The sequence below is a fragment of the Actinomadura madurae genome, assembly GCF_047130825.1.
GTDB classification, from domain to species: Bacteria; Actinomycetota; Actinomycetes; order Streptosporangiales; family Streptosporangiaceae; genus Spirillospora; species Spirillospora madurae.
Map to the genome: position 1 here is coordinate 2,210,972 of NZ_CP083237.1, position 14,901 is coordinate 2,225,872.

Genomic DNA, 14,901 nt, shown 5'->3' on the forward strand with positions numbered 1-14,901 from the left:
ACGGACGAACGTCCGTCCAACGGACGATCGAAGGAGCCGGATGACGGACACCGCGCGCGAGGGGCCGCTGTCGGGGGTGCTGGTGGCGGACTTCTCCCGGATCCTCGCCGGTCCCTACGCGACGATGCTGCTCGCCGACCTCGGCGCCGACGTGGTGAAGGTGGAGGGGCCGAAGGGCGACGACACCCGGTCGTGGACGCCGCCGACACGTGGCGACACGGCGACCTACTACCTCGGCGTCAACCGGGGGAAGCGCTCGATCGCCCTGGACCTGCGGGACGAGGACGACGCCGCGGCGGCCCGCGAGTTGGCCCGCCGCGCGGACGTCGTCATCGAGAACTTCAAGCCGGGCGGCCTCGCCCGGTTCGGGCTCGACTACGACACGGTGCGCGCGGGCAACCCCGGCGTCGTTTACAGCTCGATCACCGGGTTCGGGTCGGGCGCCGGACGGCACGTCCCCGGGTACGACCTGATGGTGCAGGCGATCTCCGGGCTGATGAGCCTGACCGGCGACCCGGACGGCCCGCCGTACCGGGCGGGGATCTCGGTGTTCGACGTGATGGCGGGCAACCACGCCGCGATCGGCATCCTCGCGGCGCTGCGGCACCGCGACGCGACCGGCGAGGGCCAGCTCGTCGAGGTGAACCTGCTGTCGTCGGCGCTGACCGGGCTGGTCAACCACAGCTCCGCCTTCGTCGCCGGCGACACCGTCCCGTACCGGATGGGCAACGCGCACCCGAGCGTGTTCCCCTACGAGCCGCTGCCGACCGCCGACAACGACCTGATCGTCACGGCGGCGAACGACGGGCAGTTCCGGAGGCTGTGCGAGGTCCTCGGCATCCCCGACATCCCGGACGACCCGCGCTACGCGACCAACGCGGCCCGCACCGCGAACCGGGACGAGTTGCGGCCCCTCCTGGTCGAACGGCTCAAGGAGCGCGGCGCGGTCGAGTGGTTCGACCTGCTGGTGGAGGCGGGCGTGCCGAGCGGGCCGATCAACACCATCGACGGCGGGTTCGCGATGGCGGAGCGGTTCGAGCTGGACCCGGTCGTGGTGGTCGGCGGGGGCGCCCACGCGGTGCCGACGACCCGGCACCCGATTCGGTTCTCGCGGACGCCCGCGACGTACCGGCTACCGCCGCCGGAGCTCGACGAGCACGGCGCCGAGCTGCGGGAGTGGCTCCGCGCACCGCGGGAGGACGGCCGTGGCTGAGCCGCGCGAGTACCCGACGGCGCTGGGCGCGTCCAGCCGCGAGACGATCACGTTGCTGGGGCACGACCTCGCGGAGGAGGTGATGGGCGAGGTCGGGTTCGGCGAGCTGGCGTTCTGGCTGGCGGCGCAGCGACGTCCCGCGCCGGGCGAGACCCGCGTGTTCGAGGCCGTCCTCGCGGCGCTGGCCGACCACGGCTTCACCCCCACCGCGATCGTCACCCGGCTGACGTACCTGTCCGCGCCCGACTCGGTGCAGGGCGCGCTCGCCGCCGGGCTGCTGGGCGGCGGCTCCCGGTTCCTCGGCGTCACGGAGGACACGGGCCGCTTCCTGCACGACGTCCTGGCCTCGGCCGGCGAGCCCCCCGCGGACGAGGCGGGCTGGGACGCGCTGGCGCTGGAGACCGTCCGGGCCGAACGGGAGGCCGGGCGGTTCGTCCCCGGCCTCGGCCACCACGTGCACAAGGACGGCGACCCGCGCACCCCCCGGCTGATGCGGATCGCCGCGGAGGAGGGGACGTTCGGCCCGCACCTGGCGCTGTTCGCCGCGATCGGCCGCGTCCACCCCGAGGTGCTCGGCAAGAAGCTCCCGCTGAACGGCGCCGGGGTCTGCGGCGCCGCCCTCGCCGACCTCGGGCTGCCGCTGGAGCTGCTGCGCGGGTTCGCGCTCCTGGCCCGCACCGCCGGGCTGATCGGGCAGCTCGCCGAAGAGCTGCGCCGCCCCGTCGGCAACGAGATCTTCCTGTCGGTCGACCTGAACAACCGGTCCGTCGACCCCGCCCCCTACACCCCCGGAGACCGTCATGGCTGAACTGGTCGCTGTGATCGCTTCGACCCACCACCCCTTCTACCACCGCGCGAGCACGGCGACCGGGGAGGACCGCCCCGACTTCGCGGACGAGTGGGTCCGCAAGGTCGAGGCGTTCCGCGAGACGCTCACCCGGGCCCGGCCGGACGTCCTGGTGATGGTCGGCTCCGACCACTTCCACCAGCTGTGGCTGGACAACATGCCGCAGTTCCTCATCGGCAAGGCGCCGTTCTACGACGCGAACTGGTACAACGAGGAACGCGAGTTCGGGCTGCCGCGGATGCTGTTCAAGGGCCAGGAGGACCTGTCGGCGTACCTGCTGCGGGAGGGCCTGGACGCCGGCTTCGACCTGGCGTTCTCCAACGAGCTGCGCATCGACCACTCGATCACGTGCCCGATCATCACGCTGCGCCCGCAGAACGACCTGCCGATCGTGCCCGTCTACACCAACATCTTCGCGCCGCCGCTGCCGCGGCCGAAGCGGTTCGTCCAGCTGGGCAGGACGATCCGCGAGCTGGTGGAGTCGTGGCCCGGGGACCGGCGGGTCGCGATCATCGGCACCGGGCACCTGTCGCTGGAGCTCGGCGGCCCGCGCCAGTTCGGCCCGCACGGACCCGACCCGGAGTTCGACGCGAAGGCGGTGGAGTGGATCTCCTCCGGCGACATCGAGGGGTGCCTCGCCGAGGTGACGCTCGACAGCCTGCACGCGCCCGGCAACGCCACCCACGGGTTCATGGACTTCATGCTCATGATGGGCGTCGCGGGCGAGGGGCGGAAGGCCGACTACGTCGACACCTACGACCTGTTCCACACGATGGAGGCGTACTTCACCTGGTACCCGAACGGAGCCGGCCAGTGAGCAAGTACCTGCTGAACAAGTTCCTCTACACCGTCGACCGCGACCCGGAGCTCGTCGAGCGCTACCGGGAGGAGCCGGAGGCGACCGTCGCCTGGTGGGAGGAGGAGCAGGCCAACCGCATCATCAACTGCCACGGCGGCGAGTCGTCGACCTGGCTGCGGTTCGACGACACCGAGCGGGCCGCACTCGCCGGGCACGACTACCCGAAGCTGTTCGAGCTGGGCGCGCACCCGTTCCTGACGCTCACGCTCTTCATCGCCATGTTCGAACGCGACCACGACGAGCCGCTCGGGTTCCAGCTGGAGTACGCGCGGCGGCTCTCGCCGTTCACGCTCCCCTACCCCGACATCGCGACCTGAGCCGATGACGCGACCCGAGCGGATGCGCGCCGCCGAGATCAGGGAGCCGGGCCGGCCGCCGGTGGTGGCGGACCGCGAGCCGCCCGTGCCGGGGGACGGCGAGGTGCTCGTCGACGTCCTCGCCGCACCGATCACGCCGCTGGACCTGCTGTGCGCCACCGGGACGTCCTACTTCGGACGGCCCGCGACACCGTACGTGCCGGGCGTCCAGGGCGTCGGGACCACCGGCGGCCGGACGGTGTGGTTCCCGTGCCCGGCCGGGATGGCGCCCGGCGACGGGAGCATGGCCGAGGTCGCGGCCGTGCCGGAGGCGGCGCTCGTCGCGCTGCCGGACGGGGCCGACCCCGTGTCGCTTGCCGCGCTCGGGCTGTCGGCCGTCGCCGCCCACATGGCGCTGACCTGGCGCGGCGAGCTGGCCGCCGGCGAGCAGGTCGTGGTGCTCGGCGCGGGCGGCGTGGTCGGGCAGGCCGCCGTCCGCCTCGCCCGGGCGGCGGGGGCGCGCCGGGTCGTCGCGGGCGCGCGGTCGGCGGACGGCCGGGAGCGGGCGCGGCGGGCCGGGGCGGACGCCGTCGTCGCCCTCGACACCGCCGACGTCGCCGAGCTCGGGCGGCGGTTCGCGGGCGCCGCCGACGGCCCGGTCGATCTCGTGCTCGACCCGCTGTTCGGCGCCCCGGCGGCGGCCGCGGCCGGGACGCTGCGTCCCGGCGGGCGGCTGGTCAACCTCGGGAGCTCGGCAGGCGAGACGTGCCCGATCGAATCCTCGACCATCCGGGGCAGGTCGCTGCGGGTGCTCGGCTACACCAACAACGAGCTGACGCCGGAACAGCGCGCCGAGTCCATCGCGTTCGTCGCCGAGCGGGCGGCGGCCGGGGAGCTGGCCGTCGCGCACGAGACCGTCCCGCTGGAGGACGCGGCGGAGGCGTGGCGGCGGCAGGCCGAGGGGACGGCGGCGGGCCGGATCGTGCTCACCCCGCGGCCGGCCGGGTGACCTGCGGGACGGCCTCCAGCCGGGCGAAGTCGGCGCTGATCTCCCCCGCCGTGTGCAGCAGCAGCGGCAGGTGCTCCTCCAGCAGCCGCTCCAGCGGCGTCTCGGCGGCGTGCGTGTTCACGTTGATGCCCGCGATGACCGCCCCGGAGCCGTCCCGCAGCGGCGCCGCCACCGAGCGGATGCCGCGCGCGAGCTGCTCGTCCGTCAGCGCCCATCCGCGGGCCCGCACCTCGCGCAGCTCGGCGTCCCGCTCCTCGCGGGTGAGGTGGACGCGCGGCTCCAGCCCGGAGCGGGTCGGCTCGGCGAGGATCCGGTCGACCTCGGCCGGGTCGAGCGCGGCGAGCTGGACCTTGCCGAGCGAGGTCTGCAGGGCCGGGAACCGCGTCCCGATCTGCACCGTCAACGCGACGATCTTCGGGACGGCGACCCGCGCGACGTAGACGATGTCGGACCCGTCGAGCTGCGCGATCGAGCAGGACTCGTTCGTCCGGGCGACGAGCCGCTCCATGTGCGGGCGCGCGACGTCCCACAGGCTCATGGAGCGGACGTAGGCGACGCCGAGGTCGAGGACGCGCGGGGTGAGCGCGTAGCCGCCCTCTTCCACCCGCACGTAGCCGAGCTCCCGCAGCGTGAGCAAAATGCGGCGGGCGGTGGGGCGGGCGAGGCCCGCGGCCTCGGCGACCTGGGCGAGCGACATCACGGGGCGCCGCGCCTCGAAGGCGGTGATGACGTCGAGGCCCCGGGCCAGCGCCTCGATGAAATCCGGTCCGGTGCCTTCCCGTGGCATCGATCGTCCCCTCCCCGCCGCCGGCCAGGGTGTCCATCATACGGACACCTGACCGGAACCGTGCGCGGGGCCCCGCGACCTCACGGGTAGAAGCGGAAGACCGCTCGCAGGACGCAGGCGGGCTTGCCGCCGTTCTCGATCTCGACGACGAGGTCGGCGGTGACCTGGACGCCGCCGCCGGCGACGTCCGACACCTCCGCCAGCGTGGCGGACAGCCGGATGCGGGCCCCGGCCGGGACGGGCGCCGGGAACCGGACCCTGTCCAGCCCGTAGTTGACCTTGGTCGTGATGCCGGTGACGTCGAGCAGCTCCGTCCACAGCGGGATGACCAGGGACAGCGTCAGGTACCCGTGCGCGATCGGGCCGCCGAACGGGCCCTTCTTCGCCCGCTCGGGGTCGACGTGGATCCACTGGTGGTCACCGGTCGCGTCGGCGAAGAGGTTGATCCGGTCCTGGTCCACCTCCAGCCAGCGGCTTGAACCGAGCGAGGCGCCGGCCAGGCCCTTCAGGTCTTCGAACGCGACGGTCGTGCTCACTGCGTGCCTCCCTGGTCGGGGTCGTGGTCCTTGGCGGGTCCCAGGCGGAGGACGCGGACCGCGTTCTCCTTGAGGATCTTGGGCCGGACGTGCGGCTTGATCTCCAGCTTCGCGAAGTCCTCCCGCCAGCGGTCCGGGGTGATGACGGGGAAGTCGGAGCCGAACAGCACCTTGTCCTGCAGCAGGCTGTTGGCGTACCGGACGAGCTGCGGCGGGAAGTACTTGGGCGACCAGCCGGACAGGTCGATGTAGACGTTCGGCTTGTGCGTCGCGACGGCGAGGGCCTCGTCCTGCCACGGGAACGACGGGTGCGCCATGATGATCGTCAGGTCGGGGAGGTCGACGGCGACGTCGTCCAGCAGCATCGGGTTCGACAGGCCGAGCCGGATGCCTCCGCCGCCCGGCATGCCGGCGCCGATCCCGGTCTGCCCCGTGTGGAACAGGGCCGGGACCCCGTGCTCGGCGGCGACCTCCAGCAGCGGGTAGGCACTGCGGTCGTTGGGCGCGAAGCCCTGGAGGGACGGGTGGAACTTGATCCCGCGCACCCCCCGCTCCTCGATCAGGCGGCGGAGGGTCCGGGCGCCGGCGCGGCCCTTGGCGGGGTCGATGCTCGCGAACGGGATCAGGACGTCGGGATGCTCGGCCGCGGCGTCCGCGATCTCCTCGTTGGACAGCGCCGGATGGCCGGTGGCGTTCTCGATGTCGACCGTGAACACGACGGCCGCCATGCGGCGCTCGCGGTAGTAGGACGCGATCTCGTGGACGTCCGGGGTGCGGTGCCCGCCGCCGAAGTACTTCGCGGACGCCTCGAAGTACTCGTCCGGGAGCGACAGGTGGCCGTGCGCGTCGGTCTCGACGTGGACGTGGACGTCGACGGCCTCCAGGGCCTCCAGGTCGAGATTCGTCATCGTGCCGCCTCCGGAGCCTCGGGGAGGTCCTCTCCCACGCTCTGCTCATGCCCGGCGAAGACGGTGGGCCATGCTTCGGCGACGTCGTCCGCGCCCCAGCCGCCGTCCCGGTAGGCGGCGACCGCCTGGACCGGGTGCGTCCAGAGCGACAGCCGGTCGCCGCCGACGCCGACGGCCTGCCCGGTGATGCCGGACGCGGCGTCGGAGGCGAGGAACGCGACGAGGCCGGCGGCGTCCTCGGGGGTGCCGAACGCCAGGGCGCGGCGGGCGAAGGGCGGCATCGCGCGGCCCTCGCGCATCGCCTCCACGTACGGCGCGAGCGCCGGGATCGTCTCGGTCATCGCGGTCGCCGCGACCGGCACGATCGCGTTCACGGTGACGTTCGCGCGGGCCAGCTCCATCGCCCAGGTGCGGACGAAGCCGACGATGCCGGCCTTGGCCGCGGAGTAGTTGGTCTGCCCGAAGTTCCCGCGCTGCCCGGCCGGGGAGCCGACCAGGATGAGCCGTCCGCCCTCGCCCTGCTCGCGGAACCGCACGGCCGCCGCGCGGGCGCAGGTGAACGTGCCCCGCAGATGGACCTGGACGACGGTGTCGAAGTCGTCGTCGGTCATCTTCCACAGCACCCGGTCGCGCAGGACGCCGGCGTTGGTCACCATCACGTCGAGCCGGCCGAACTCGTCCACCGCCCGCGCGACCAGGGCCTCGGCCGTCTCGGACGTGCCGATCGCGGCGGCGTGCGCGACGGCCCGGCCGCCCGCGCCGGCGATCCGCCGCGCCGCGGCCTCGGCCGCCTCGGCGTCCACGTCGTTGACCACGACGGCGGCTCCCGCGCGGGCGAGTTCCCCGGCGTAGGCGAGGCCGAGGCCGCGCCCGGCGCCGGTGACCACCGCCACCTTCCCGTTCAGCTCCATTGCCACCCTTCCCAGATCCGTTCGTCCCCCGAAGTTAGATGCGAAGATGTCGAGCGTCAATATTTGATCGAATAATGTGGGTCACCGCCGGGAGGACCCGCGGCATGGTGTGATGGCGGCCGGTGAACCGGACCGGGGAAGGACGGGGGCATGACCGCCGAGCAGGACGCGTTCCCGGGCGCACGCCCACGACGGCGTGCGCCCCAGCAGCTGCTGTTCAGCTTCCTCGGGTCCCTGGTCCTCGACCGCGGCCACCCGCCGATCAGCTCCCGCGTCTTCCTGCACCTGCTGGAGGACCTCGGCGTCGCCGAGGCCGCGGGTCGCGCCACGCTCGCCCGGATGACCCGCAAGGGCCTGCTCGCCCGCACCCGGGAGGGGCGCACCGCGCGGTTCTCGCTCACCCCGTGGGCCGAGGACCTGCTGCGGGAGGCCACACCCCGGGTCACCTCACCCGCGCCGTTCACCCATCCGGGCGGCGAGTGGACGCTGCTCAGCTACTCCATGCCGGAGAGCCGCCGCGACCTGCGCCACCAGATCCGGGCCCGGCTGATCTGGGCCGGGTTCGGCGGGCTGCGGGACGGGCTGTGGATCGCGCCGGGCCGCGTCGACATCGACGCGATCTTCGACGGCCCCGAGTACGCCGGGCTCGCGGAGCTGGCCGACGCGTTCTACTCCGTCCCCGTCGAGGGCACCGACGTGCCGCGGCTGCTGCACCGCGCCTGGGACGTGCCGGCGATCCGCGCCGAGCACGAGTCCTTCATCGCCACCTGGACGCCCGACCGCGAGCGGCGCGGGCGCCCGCTCACCCGCCTCACCCTGCTCGGCGCCGACTGGCTGCAGCTGCTGCGCACCGACCCCGGCCTGCCCGCCGAGCACCTCCCGGGCGGCTGGCCGGCCGCCGCGTCCGCCGCCCTGTACCGGGAGCGGTACGAGGCGCTCGAACCGGACGCGTCCGAGCAGCTCCGCGAGCTCCTCCGAGACGACGCCGGGCGCCGCTGAACCCTCGCGGACGCGGGCGCGTATCCCTGGGGCGACGGGCCACACCCCCACCGGATGACGTCGTCCGCCCTCCGGCGGCGCGTGTCCCCTGCGCGCGAGGAGCTTCTCCGTGTCAACGGACCCGATCGATCCGGGACTGCTGCGCAAGAACGCGCACAGCCCGTCCTTCTTCGCCCTCCAGAGGGCGTCGTCCGGGCGTCAGGACCTGGTCGACTTCTGCATCCCGTGCAACCCGTACTTCCCGACGCCCGGGATGTTCTCCCAGCTGTCGGGCTCCCTGGAGCACATCCTCAAGTACTATCCGAGCGACGCCGACACGATCACGGCCGAGCTGTGCGCCACGCTGGGGCACAACCCGCAGACGGTCGTGATGGGCAACGGCTCGACGGAGCTGATCACCTGGATCGACCATCTGCTCGTCCGGGAGAGCCTCGCCACGCCGATCCCGACGTTCGGGCGGTGGACGGACCAGCCCATGGAGACCGGCAAGCGGGTCGACATGTTCCAGCTCCACGAGCTGCGCGGCTTCGAGTTCGACGTGGACGCGTTCGTCCAGTTCGTCCGGGCGCGGGGGTCGCGGGTCGCGGTCGTCTGCAACCCGAACAACCCCGACGGCGGGTACGTCCCGCGGCGCGAGATCGTCCGGCTGCTGGACTGCCTCATCGACCTGGACCTGGTCGTGGTGGACGAGTCGTTCCTGGACTTCGTGGACGCCGAGGCGCACACCAGCGTCGCGGACGAGGCCCGCATCCGGCCCAACGTGATCGTGCTGAAGAGCCTCGGGAAGAACTTTGGACTGCACGGCATCCGGTTCGGCTACATGGTCGCCAACCCGGCGCTGGCGCAGACCGTCCGGGCGGCGCTGCCGAAGTGGAACCTCAACTCCTTCGCCGAGGTCGTGGTGTTCCTGTTGCGCGAGCACGGCGCCGAGTACCGGGAGAGCCTGCGGCTGCTCGCCCGCGACCGGATGCTGATGGCCCAGCAGCTCGCGTCCCTGCCCGGGCTGAAGGTGTTCCCGTCGCAGGGCAACTTCATCATGGTCAAGCTGCCGGACGGCAAGGACGGCGTGGCGCTGCGCGACCACCTGATCACCCACCACGGGGTGTTCGTCCGCGAGTGCGGCAACAAGCTGGGCTCCACGAGCCAGTTCCTGCGGCTCGTCGTCCGGCCGCAGGCGGACGTGCAGCGGCTCCTGATCGGTCTCGGCTCCTACCTGTACGGGTCCTCGGCGGAGGCGCCGCCCGACAACGTGGTCTCGCCCGGCCACGGCTGGGGGGAGCCCGCGCCGCCGGTCGCCGTCCCGGGCCTGGACGGCGACCCGCTGAGCCGCTTCACCGATCCGCAGCACAACGAGACCCGTCCCGAGGATTTCCGAGCGGCCATTTAAGGAAAGGCCGAAAGGGGAGTAGACGAGTAAGTCCCCCGGGTGACCTGGCGAGCCCGCCGAGTGCGCCGTACGTTGGCAGGCGTTGCTCATCCGGGAGCGGCCCGCCGCGGCGCTCCGACGCGATCCTCGGAAAGGTCCCCAATGGAGAATCCGCTCGTCATCGACCCGTCCGGCAGCGATGTCCAGGGCGAGGCCGCGAAACTGCGGGAGCGGGGCCCGGTGACGCCCGTGGAACTCCCCGGCGGTGTCGCCGCCTGGGCGGTCACCGGCCAGGAGCAGCTCAAACGCCTTTTGGCCGACCCGCGAGTATCCAAGAACCCGCATCTGCACTGGACGAAATGGATCGACGGTGAAATCGCGGAGGACTGGCCGCTCCGCCTGTGGGTCTCGGTGCGGAACATGTTCACCGCCTACGGCGACGACCACCGGCGGCTGCGCAACATCATCTCGCGGGCGTTCACCCCGCGGCGCACCGAGGCGCTCCGGCCGGACGTCGAGCGGATCACCCGCGACCTCGTCGACGGGCTCGCCGCGGCCCCCGGCGGGCGCGTCGACCTGCGGGAGGCGTTCGCCTATCCGCTGCCGATCGAGGTGATCTGCCGGCTGTTCGGCGTCCCGGTCGAGACCCGCCCGGCGCTGCGGCGCTGCGTCGACGGCGTGTTCAACACCGCGCTGACGCCCGAGGAGGCCATCGCCAACCAGACCGAGATGTACGGCATCCTGCAGGACTTCGTCGCCTTCCGGCGCCGCGAGCCCGCCGACGACCTGGCCGGGGTCCTCATCTCGTCCCGGGACGAGGAGGGCTCGCGGCTCAGCGAGACCGAGCTGGTCGACACGCTGATCCTGATGATCTCCGCCGGGCACGAGACGACGGTGAACCTGCTCGACCAGGCGATCACGGCGCTGCTGACGCACCCGGAGCAGCGTGCGCTGGTCCGGTCGGGCGAGGTGCCGTGGAGCGAGGTGATCGAGGAGGCGCTGCGCTGGCAGGCGCCGGTGGCGAACCTGCCGCTGCGCTACGCGGTCGAGGACATCGACGTCGACGGCGTCACCATCGGGAAGGGCGAGGCGATTCTCGCGGCCTACGCGGCGGCCGGCCGCGACCTTTCCCTGCACGGCGACGACGCCGACTCCTTCGACCTCACCCGCGCGAACAAGGAGCACATCTCGTTCGGGCACGGCGTCCACTTCTGCGTGGGATCGCATCTGGCGAGGATGGAGGCCGAGGTGTCACTCCCGGCGCTTTTCGAGCGCTTCCCGGATATGTCGCTCGCCGTGCAGCCGGACGAACTGCGCCCGGTCGAGTCGTTCATCTCCAACGGGCACCGGACGCTGCCCGTGAACCTTAATTCCTGAACAATTCGACGCTCGTTTTCCCGGCCCGGTCGCGAATGGCCGGGAAAACGGGAGCCCGGCGTCGTTTCCGTCGCGGCGCGCGGGCCCGCTCACGCGTTCCGGCGGGCGCGGGCCCGCCTTTTGCCCTCGTGCATCGCCTGGACCCGCGCGATCGGGATCGTGTGGCCCTGCTCGATCAGGTCGGCGGGCAGCCCCTGCGGCTCCGGCATGAGGTCGGACCAGGGGTCGCGGTCGGCGACCAGCGCGGCGGCCGTCCGCAGCGTGAAGGACGCCGGGGCGACACGGTCGAGCTCGTCCCACGGCACGGGGAACGACACCGGCGCGCCGGGCCGGATCCGCGGGCTGTAGGCGGCGACCACGGTCGCGCCGCCCGCGCGGGTCGAGTCGAGGAACACCTTGCCGCCGCGGTCCTCGCGGATGAACGCGGTCGTGGCGAGATCGGGGTCGAGCCGCTCGGCGCGGGCGGCCAGGGCGCGGGTGGCCGCCGCGACGTCCTCGATGGAGGTCGCACCGTCCAGGGGGACGAACACGTGCACGCCCTTGGCGCCGCTGGTCTTGACCGCGCCGCGCAGGCCCGAGCCCTCCAGCGCCCGCCGGACGAGATGCGCGGCGGCGACCGCGGCGTCGAAGGCGTCCGCCTCCGGCGGGTCGATGTCGAGGACCATGTGGGTGGGCCTGGTCCACGCGGCGGCCGTGACGAGCGGCGGGTGGTACTCGACGGCGCGCTGGTTGGCGAACCAGAGCAGCGTGCGCCGGTCGTCGCACAGCGCGTAGGACACCTCGCGCTGCGACGACTCGGCCCACACCGCGACCGTCCGCACCCACGACGGCGTGTACTTCGGCGTGTTCTTCTGCATGAACGGCTTCTGGCCGCGCAGCACGCGCTTGACCGACAGCGGCCGGCCCGCGAGCTGCGGGAGGATGCGGTCCGCGACGGCGTCCAGGTAGTCGACCAGGTCGCGCTTCGTCGCGTCCGCACCGTCGAACAGGGGCTGGTCGAGGTTCGTCAGCCGGACCCCGTCACGCTCTTCATCGGCGCTCACCCGTCCACCATCGCACGAGGTGCCGACAACGGGGCTCGGGTACCGTCGTGATCATGTATGTACCGGCGCATTTCTCCGCGGACGACGCCGAGGTCAGGGAGCTGCTCGCCGGCTGCGGCGCGGCCGACCTCGTGACCAGTACGCCGCGCGGCCTCGTCGCGACGTACCTGCCCGTCCTGTACGACCCGGACGCCGGTGAGCACGGCGCGCTGCTGGCGCATGTGGCGCGCAACAACGACCAGTGGCGCGAGCCCACCGCCGGGGAGTCGCTGTTCATCGTGCACGGCCCGGACGCCTACGTGTCGCCGTCCTGGTACGCGTCCAAGGCCGAGCACGGGCGCGTGGTGCCGACGTGGAACTACCTCACCGCGCACGTCTACGGCCGTCTCGTGGTGCACGACGATCCGGAGTGGGTCGGGCGGATGGTCCGCCGCCTCACCGACCGCCACGAGAACGGCCGGACCCCGGCCTGGTCGGTGGACGACGCGCCACCCGCGTTCGTCGAAGGCCAGCTGCGCGCGATCGTGGGTCTCGAACTGGTCATCACGCGGATCGAGGCCAAGGCGAAGATGAGCCAGAACCGCCCGGAGGCCGACGTCGCCGGGGTCGTCGAGGCCTACCGCGCCCAGGGCGACGTCCCGATGACCGAGGCCATGACACGGCAGCGGTCCACGGCCCGGTAGCCGCGAGATCGACCGGTTCCGGTCAGCGGGGGCGCCAGGGGGAGTCGGGCTCGGTGGGACGGGGGTCGGCGCTCACCCGGAGGGCATAGGTGGGGGCGGCGGCATCGGGCAGCGGCCCGACGTAGGTGTGGCCCGTCAGGTGGCACCAGGCCGGCAGGTCGATCGGGGCCGCGGGGTCGGCGGCGATCAGGTGGATCACCGTGCCGGGCGCCAGGCCGGCGATATGGCCGCGGAGCTCCAGGAGGAGCCGCACGCAGGACTTGTCGCCGCCGTCGATGACGACCGGGTCCCTGCTCATCTCCACCCCCTGATCCGCGAGGCCGGCACGCCGCAGAGGGAAATATAGGGCTTTGGTGTGACAAGCGGGGTGGTCAGATCGGGGTTCCGTGCGAGGCGGCGGGACGAACCGCGCGTGCACCGGACCGCCGCGGAATGAGCGAGGGACGTCCCAGACTTGACCATTTCTTTCAGATTCCGTCCAGGTTCGGGGCATACAGTCGCAGTGATGTACCCCCCCGTCGTCGTCCAGGTGAGGAAACCGGCTTTGGGGCGAGTCATGGATCTCGGAGTGGCACGAGTGGAGCGCACGGAGACCTGCGGGACGCTGACGTTCCCGGACGAGGTCGACCTGAGCAACGGGGCGGCGATCCTCGCGCAGGCCGGGGAGCTTCTCGACGCCGGGGTGCCGGCCCTGATCCTCGACCTGAGCTCTTGCACGTTCTGCGACTCCAACGGGCTGCACGTGATCACGCACTCGCAGATGCGGGCGACCGAGCTCGGCGTCCCGATGTGGGTGGTGCTGCCGCCGCGCGGCATCGTCCGGAGAGTGTCGGAGGTGGCGGGGCTGCAGCGCCGCGTCGCCATCGCGCCGGACGTGGCGACCGCCCGCGAGGCGCTGGCGGCGACCGCCCGCCGGTAGGGGTCAGCGTTCCAGGACGCGGTCGATCCACGCGTCCGACTTGCCGAGGAGCAGGTGGCCCGCGCCGAGGATGCTCGCGTCGCGGCCCGCGCGGGACGTGGCGATCTCCAGGTTGCGGGTGGCCAGCGGCAGGCAGCGCTCGTAGATGACGCCCCGGATCGTCGCGACGAGCGGCTCGGCGTTGGACAGGCTGCCGCCGATGACCAGGGCGTCGGGGTTGAAGAAGTTCACCAGGGCGGTCAGCACGTCCCCGATGAGGCGTCCGGCGGTGCGCACCGCGCTGGTGGCCTGCGGGACGCCGTCGGTGACGAGGTCGACGATCTCCGCCGGGCTGCCGGCCCGGATGCCCTGGGCGGCGAGGGACGCGGCGAGGGCGGCGCCGCTGGCGTGGGCCTCCAGGCAGTCGGGGTGACCGCAGGAGCAGTCGACGGTGGCCTCGGACAGGATCCGGACGTGGCTGATGTCGCCCGCCGCGCCGCGGCCCCGGTGCAGCCGCCCGTCCACGATGACGCCGCAGCCGATGCCGCTGCCGATCTTGATCACCATGACGTTGTCGAGGGACGGCCAGGACCGGCGGTGCTCCCCCACGGCCATGAGGTTGGCGTCGTTCTCGACCAGGGCCGGGACGCCGGCGAGGCCGGTCACGTGGTCGCGCACGGGGAAGTCGTTCCAGCCCGGCATCCGCGAGGGCGAGACGACCTGGCCCGTCGCCGGGTCGACCGGGCCCGGCAGCCCGATGCCGATGCCGCGGACGGGCACGTCCGCGAGCCCGTGGTCGCGGGCGAGCGCGCGGAGGCTGCCGATGACCGTGGCGAGGGTCTTCTCCGGCCCGACCGCGATGTCGCACGCGAGGTCGGACAGCGCGAGGGGCGTCCCGGCGAGGTCGACGGCGGCGAGCCGGGCATGGTGCGCGCCGAGGTCGGCGACGAGGAAGACGCCCGCCCCGCGGGCGAGGCGGAGGCGGCGGGGCCGCCGGCCCCCGCGCGAGGCCCCGGCGCCCTCCTCGGCGAACAGGCCGGCCTCGATGAGCTGCTCGACCCGCAGCGAGAACGCTGGACGCGGCGAGGCCGGACAGGCGGGCGAGCTCGGCCCGCGACTCCGCCCGGCCGGTGGCCACCAGCCGCACCAGCGCCGCCGATCCGTCATCC

The 14,901-nt window shown here is 72.9% G+C and carries 17 protein-coding genes; 10 read left to right on the plus strand and 7 right to left on the minus strand.

Translation table 11 applies throughout. The annotated features are described in order from the left end of the window. The first annotated feature begins 40 nt into the window (after positions 1-40). The 5 genes from K8Z49_RS10240 to K8Z49_RS10260 are packed head-to-tail and all read left to right on the plus strand — an operon-like array spanning position 41 to position 4,224. Positions 41-1,213, plus strand: a complete 1,173-nt coding sequence (locus tag K8Z49_RS10240) for a CaiB/BaiF CoA transferase family protein (RefSeq protein WP_412518364.1) — start codon at positions 41-43, stop codon at positions 1,211-1,213. Beyond that, positions 1,206-2,021 carry a citryl-CoA lyase gene (locus tag K8Z49_RS10245; RefSeq protein ID WP_075022035.1) on the plus strand — a complete coding sequence of 272 codons (816 nt, stop codon included), beginning with the start codon at positions 1,206-1,208 and terminating at the stop codon, positions 2,019-2,021. Before K8Z49_RS10240 ends, K8Z49_RS10245 begins: the two co-directional genes overlap by 8 nt. Beyond that, positions 2,014-2,877 (plus strand): extradiol ring-cleavage dioxygenase, encoded by an 864-nt coding sequence (locus K8Z49_RS10250; RefSeq protein WP_075022036.1) that lies wholly within the window; start codon positions 2,014-2,016, stop codon positions 2,875-2,877. The genes K8Z49_RS10245 and K8Z49_RS10250 overlap by 8 nt, the downstream gene beginning before the upstream one ends. Next, positions 2,874-3,236: a hypothetical protein gene (locus K8Z49_RS10255; protein WP_021599489.1), complete on the plus strand. Its 363-nt coding sequence runs from the start codon at positions 2,874-2,876 to the stop codon at positions 3,234-3,236. Before K8Z49_RS10250 ends, K8Z49_RS10255 begins: the two co-directional genes overlap by 4 nt. Positions 3,237-3,240: 4 nt before the next feature. Further along, positions 3,241-4,224 (plus strand): quinone oxidoreductase family protein, encoded by a 984-nt coding sequence (locus tag K8Z49_RS10260; RefSeq protein WP_235206551.1) that lies wholly within the window; start codon positions 3,241-3,243, stop codon positions 4,222-4,224. Here the strand turns inward: K8Z49_RS10260 and K8Z49_RS10265 are convergent. The 4 genes from K8Z49_RS10265 to K8Z49_RS10280 form a co-directional block, all read right to left on the minus strand. Continuing rightward, on the minus strand, positions 4,202-5,011 hold the full coding sequence (locus K8Z49_RS10265; protein ID WP_021598111.1) for an IclR family transcriptional regulator domain-containing protein: 810 nt from the start codon (positions 5,009-5,011) through the stop codon (positions 4,202-4,204). The genes K8Z49_RS10260 and K8Z49_RS10265 overlap by 23 nt on opposite strands. Before the next feature lie 80 nt (positions 5,012-5,091). Beyond that, the gene (locus K8Z49_RS10270; protein ID WP_021598112.1) at positions 5,092-5,547 is read right to left on the minus strand and encodes a MaoC family dehydratase; all 456 of its coding nucleotides are present in this window, start codon (positions 5,545-5,547) and stop codon (positions 5,092-5,094) included. Continuing rightward, positions 5,544-6,455, minus strand: coding sequence for an amidohydrolase family protein (locus K8Z49_RS10275; protein ID WP_021598113.1), 912 nt, complete (start codon positions 6,453-6,455; stop codon positions 5,544-5,546). Before K8Z49_RS10275 ends, K8Z49_RS10270 begins: the two co-directional genes overlap by 4 nt. Continuing rightward, a complete protein-coding gene (locus K8Z49_RS10280) occupies positions 6,452-7,366 on the minus strand; it encodes an SDR family NAD(P)-dependent oxidoreductase (protein ID WP_021598114.1) in 915 nt (304 codons plus the stop codon). The genes K8Z49_RS10275 and K8Z49_RS10280 overlap by 4 nt, the downstream gene beginning before the upstream one ends. Before the next feature lie 150 nt (positions 7,367-7,516). On the opposite strand from K8Z49_RS10280, the gene K8Z49_RS10285 reads away from it, so the two are divergent. From K8Z49_RS10285 to K8Z49_RS10295, 3 genes are all read left to right on the plus strand, one after another. Then, positions 7,517-8,365, plus strand: a complete 849-nt coding sequence (locus tag K8Z49_RS10285) for a PaaX family transcriptional regulator C-terminal domain-containing protein (protein ID WP_021598115.1) — start codon at positions 7,517-7,519, stop codon at positions 8,363-8,365. Between the two features lie 109 nt (positions 8,366-8,474). Further along, positions 8,475-9,752, plus strand: coding sequence for a pyridoxal phosphate-dependent aminotransferase (locus tag K8Z49_RS10290; protein ID WP_021598116.1), 1,278 nt, complete (start codon positions 8,475-8,477; stop codon positions 9,750-9,752). 141 nt (positions 9,753-9,893) lie between these two features. Continuing rightward, positions 9,894-11,108, plus strand: coding sequence for a cytochrome P450 family protein (locus K8Z49_RS10295; RefSeq protein ID WP_412518369.1), 1,215 nt, complete (start codon positions 9,894-9,896; stop codon positions 11,106-11,108). An 89-nt stretch (positions 11,109-11,197) separates the two neighbouring features. Here K8Z49_RS10295 and ligD read toward each other — a convergent pair whose 3' ends face one another. Further along, on the minus strand, positions 11,198-12,151 hold the full coding sequence (ligD, locus tag K8Z49_RS10300) for a non-homologous end-joining DNA ligase (protein WP_412518371.1): 954 nt from the start codon (positions 12,149-12,151) through the stop codon (positions 11,198-11,200). 53 nt (positions 12,152-12,204) lie between these two features. On the opposite strand from ligD, the gene K8Z49_RS10305 reads away from it, so the two are divergent. Beyond that, a complete protein-coding gene (locus tag K8Z49_RS10305; protein ID WP_412518373.1) occupies positions 12,205-12,834 on the plus strand; it encodes an FMN-binding negative transcriptional regulator in 630 nt (209 codons plus the stop codon). Between the two features lie 22 nt (positions 12,835-12,856). Here K8Z49_RS10305 and K8Z49_RS10310 read toward each other — a convergent pair whose 3' ends face one another. Continuing rightward, positions 12,857-13,132 (minus strand): sulfurtransferase TusA family protein, encoded by a 276-nt coding sequence (locus tag K8Z49_RS10310; RefSeq protein WP_021598120.1) that lies wholly within the window; start codon positions 13,130-13,132, stop codon positions 12,857-12,859. A 270-nt stretch (positions 13,133-13,402) separates the two neighbouring features. On the opposite strand from K8Z49_RS10310, the gene K8Z49_RS10315 reads away from it, so the two are divergent. Continuing rightward, positions 13,403-13,753 (plus strand): STAS domain-containing protein, encoded by a 351-nt coding sequence (locus tag K8Z49_RS10315; protein ID WP_161791057.1) that lies wholly within the window; start codon positions 13,403-13,405, stop codon positions 13,751-13,753. Positions 13,754-13,756: 3 nt separating this feature from the next. Here K8Z49_RS10315 and K8Z49_RS10320 read toward each other — a convergent pair whose 3' ends face one another. After that, the gene (locus K8Z49_RS10320; protein ID WP_412518375.1) at positions 13,757-14,899 is read right to left on the minus strand and encodes an ROK family protein; all 1,143 of its coding nucleotides are present in this window, start codon (positions 14,897-14,899) and stop codon (positions 13,757-13,759) included. Between the last annotated feature and the right edge of the window lie 2 nt (positions 14,900-14,901).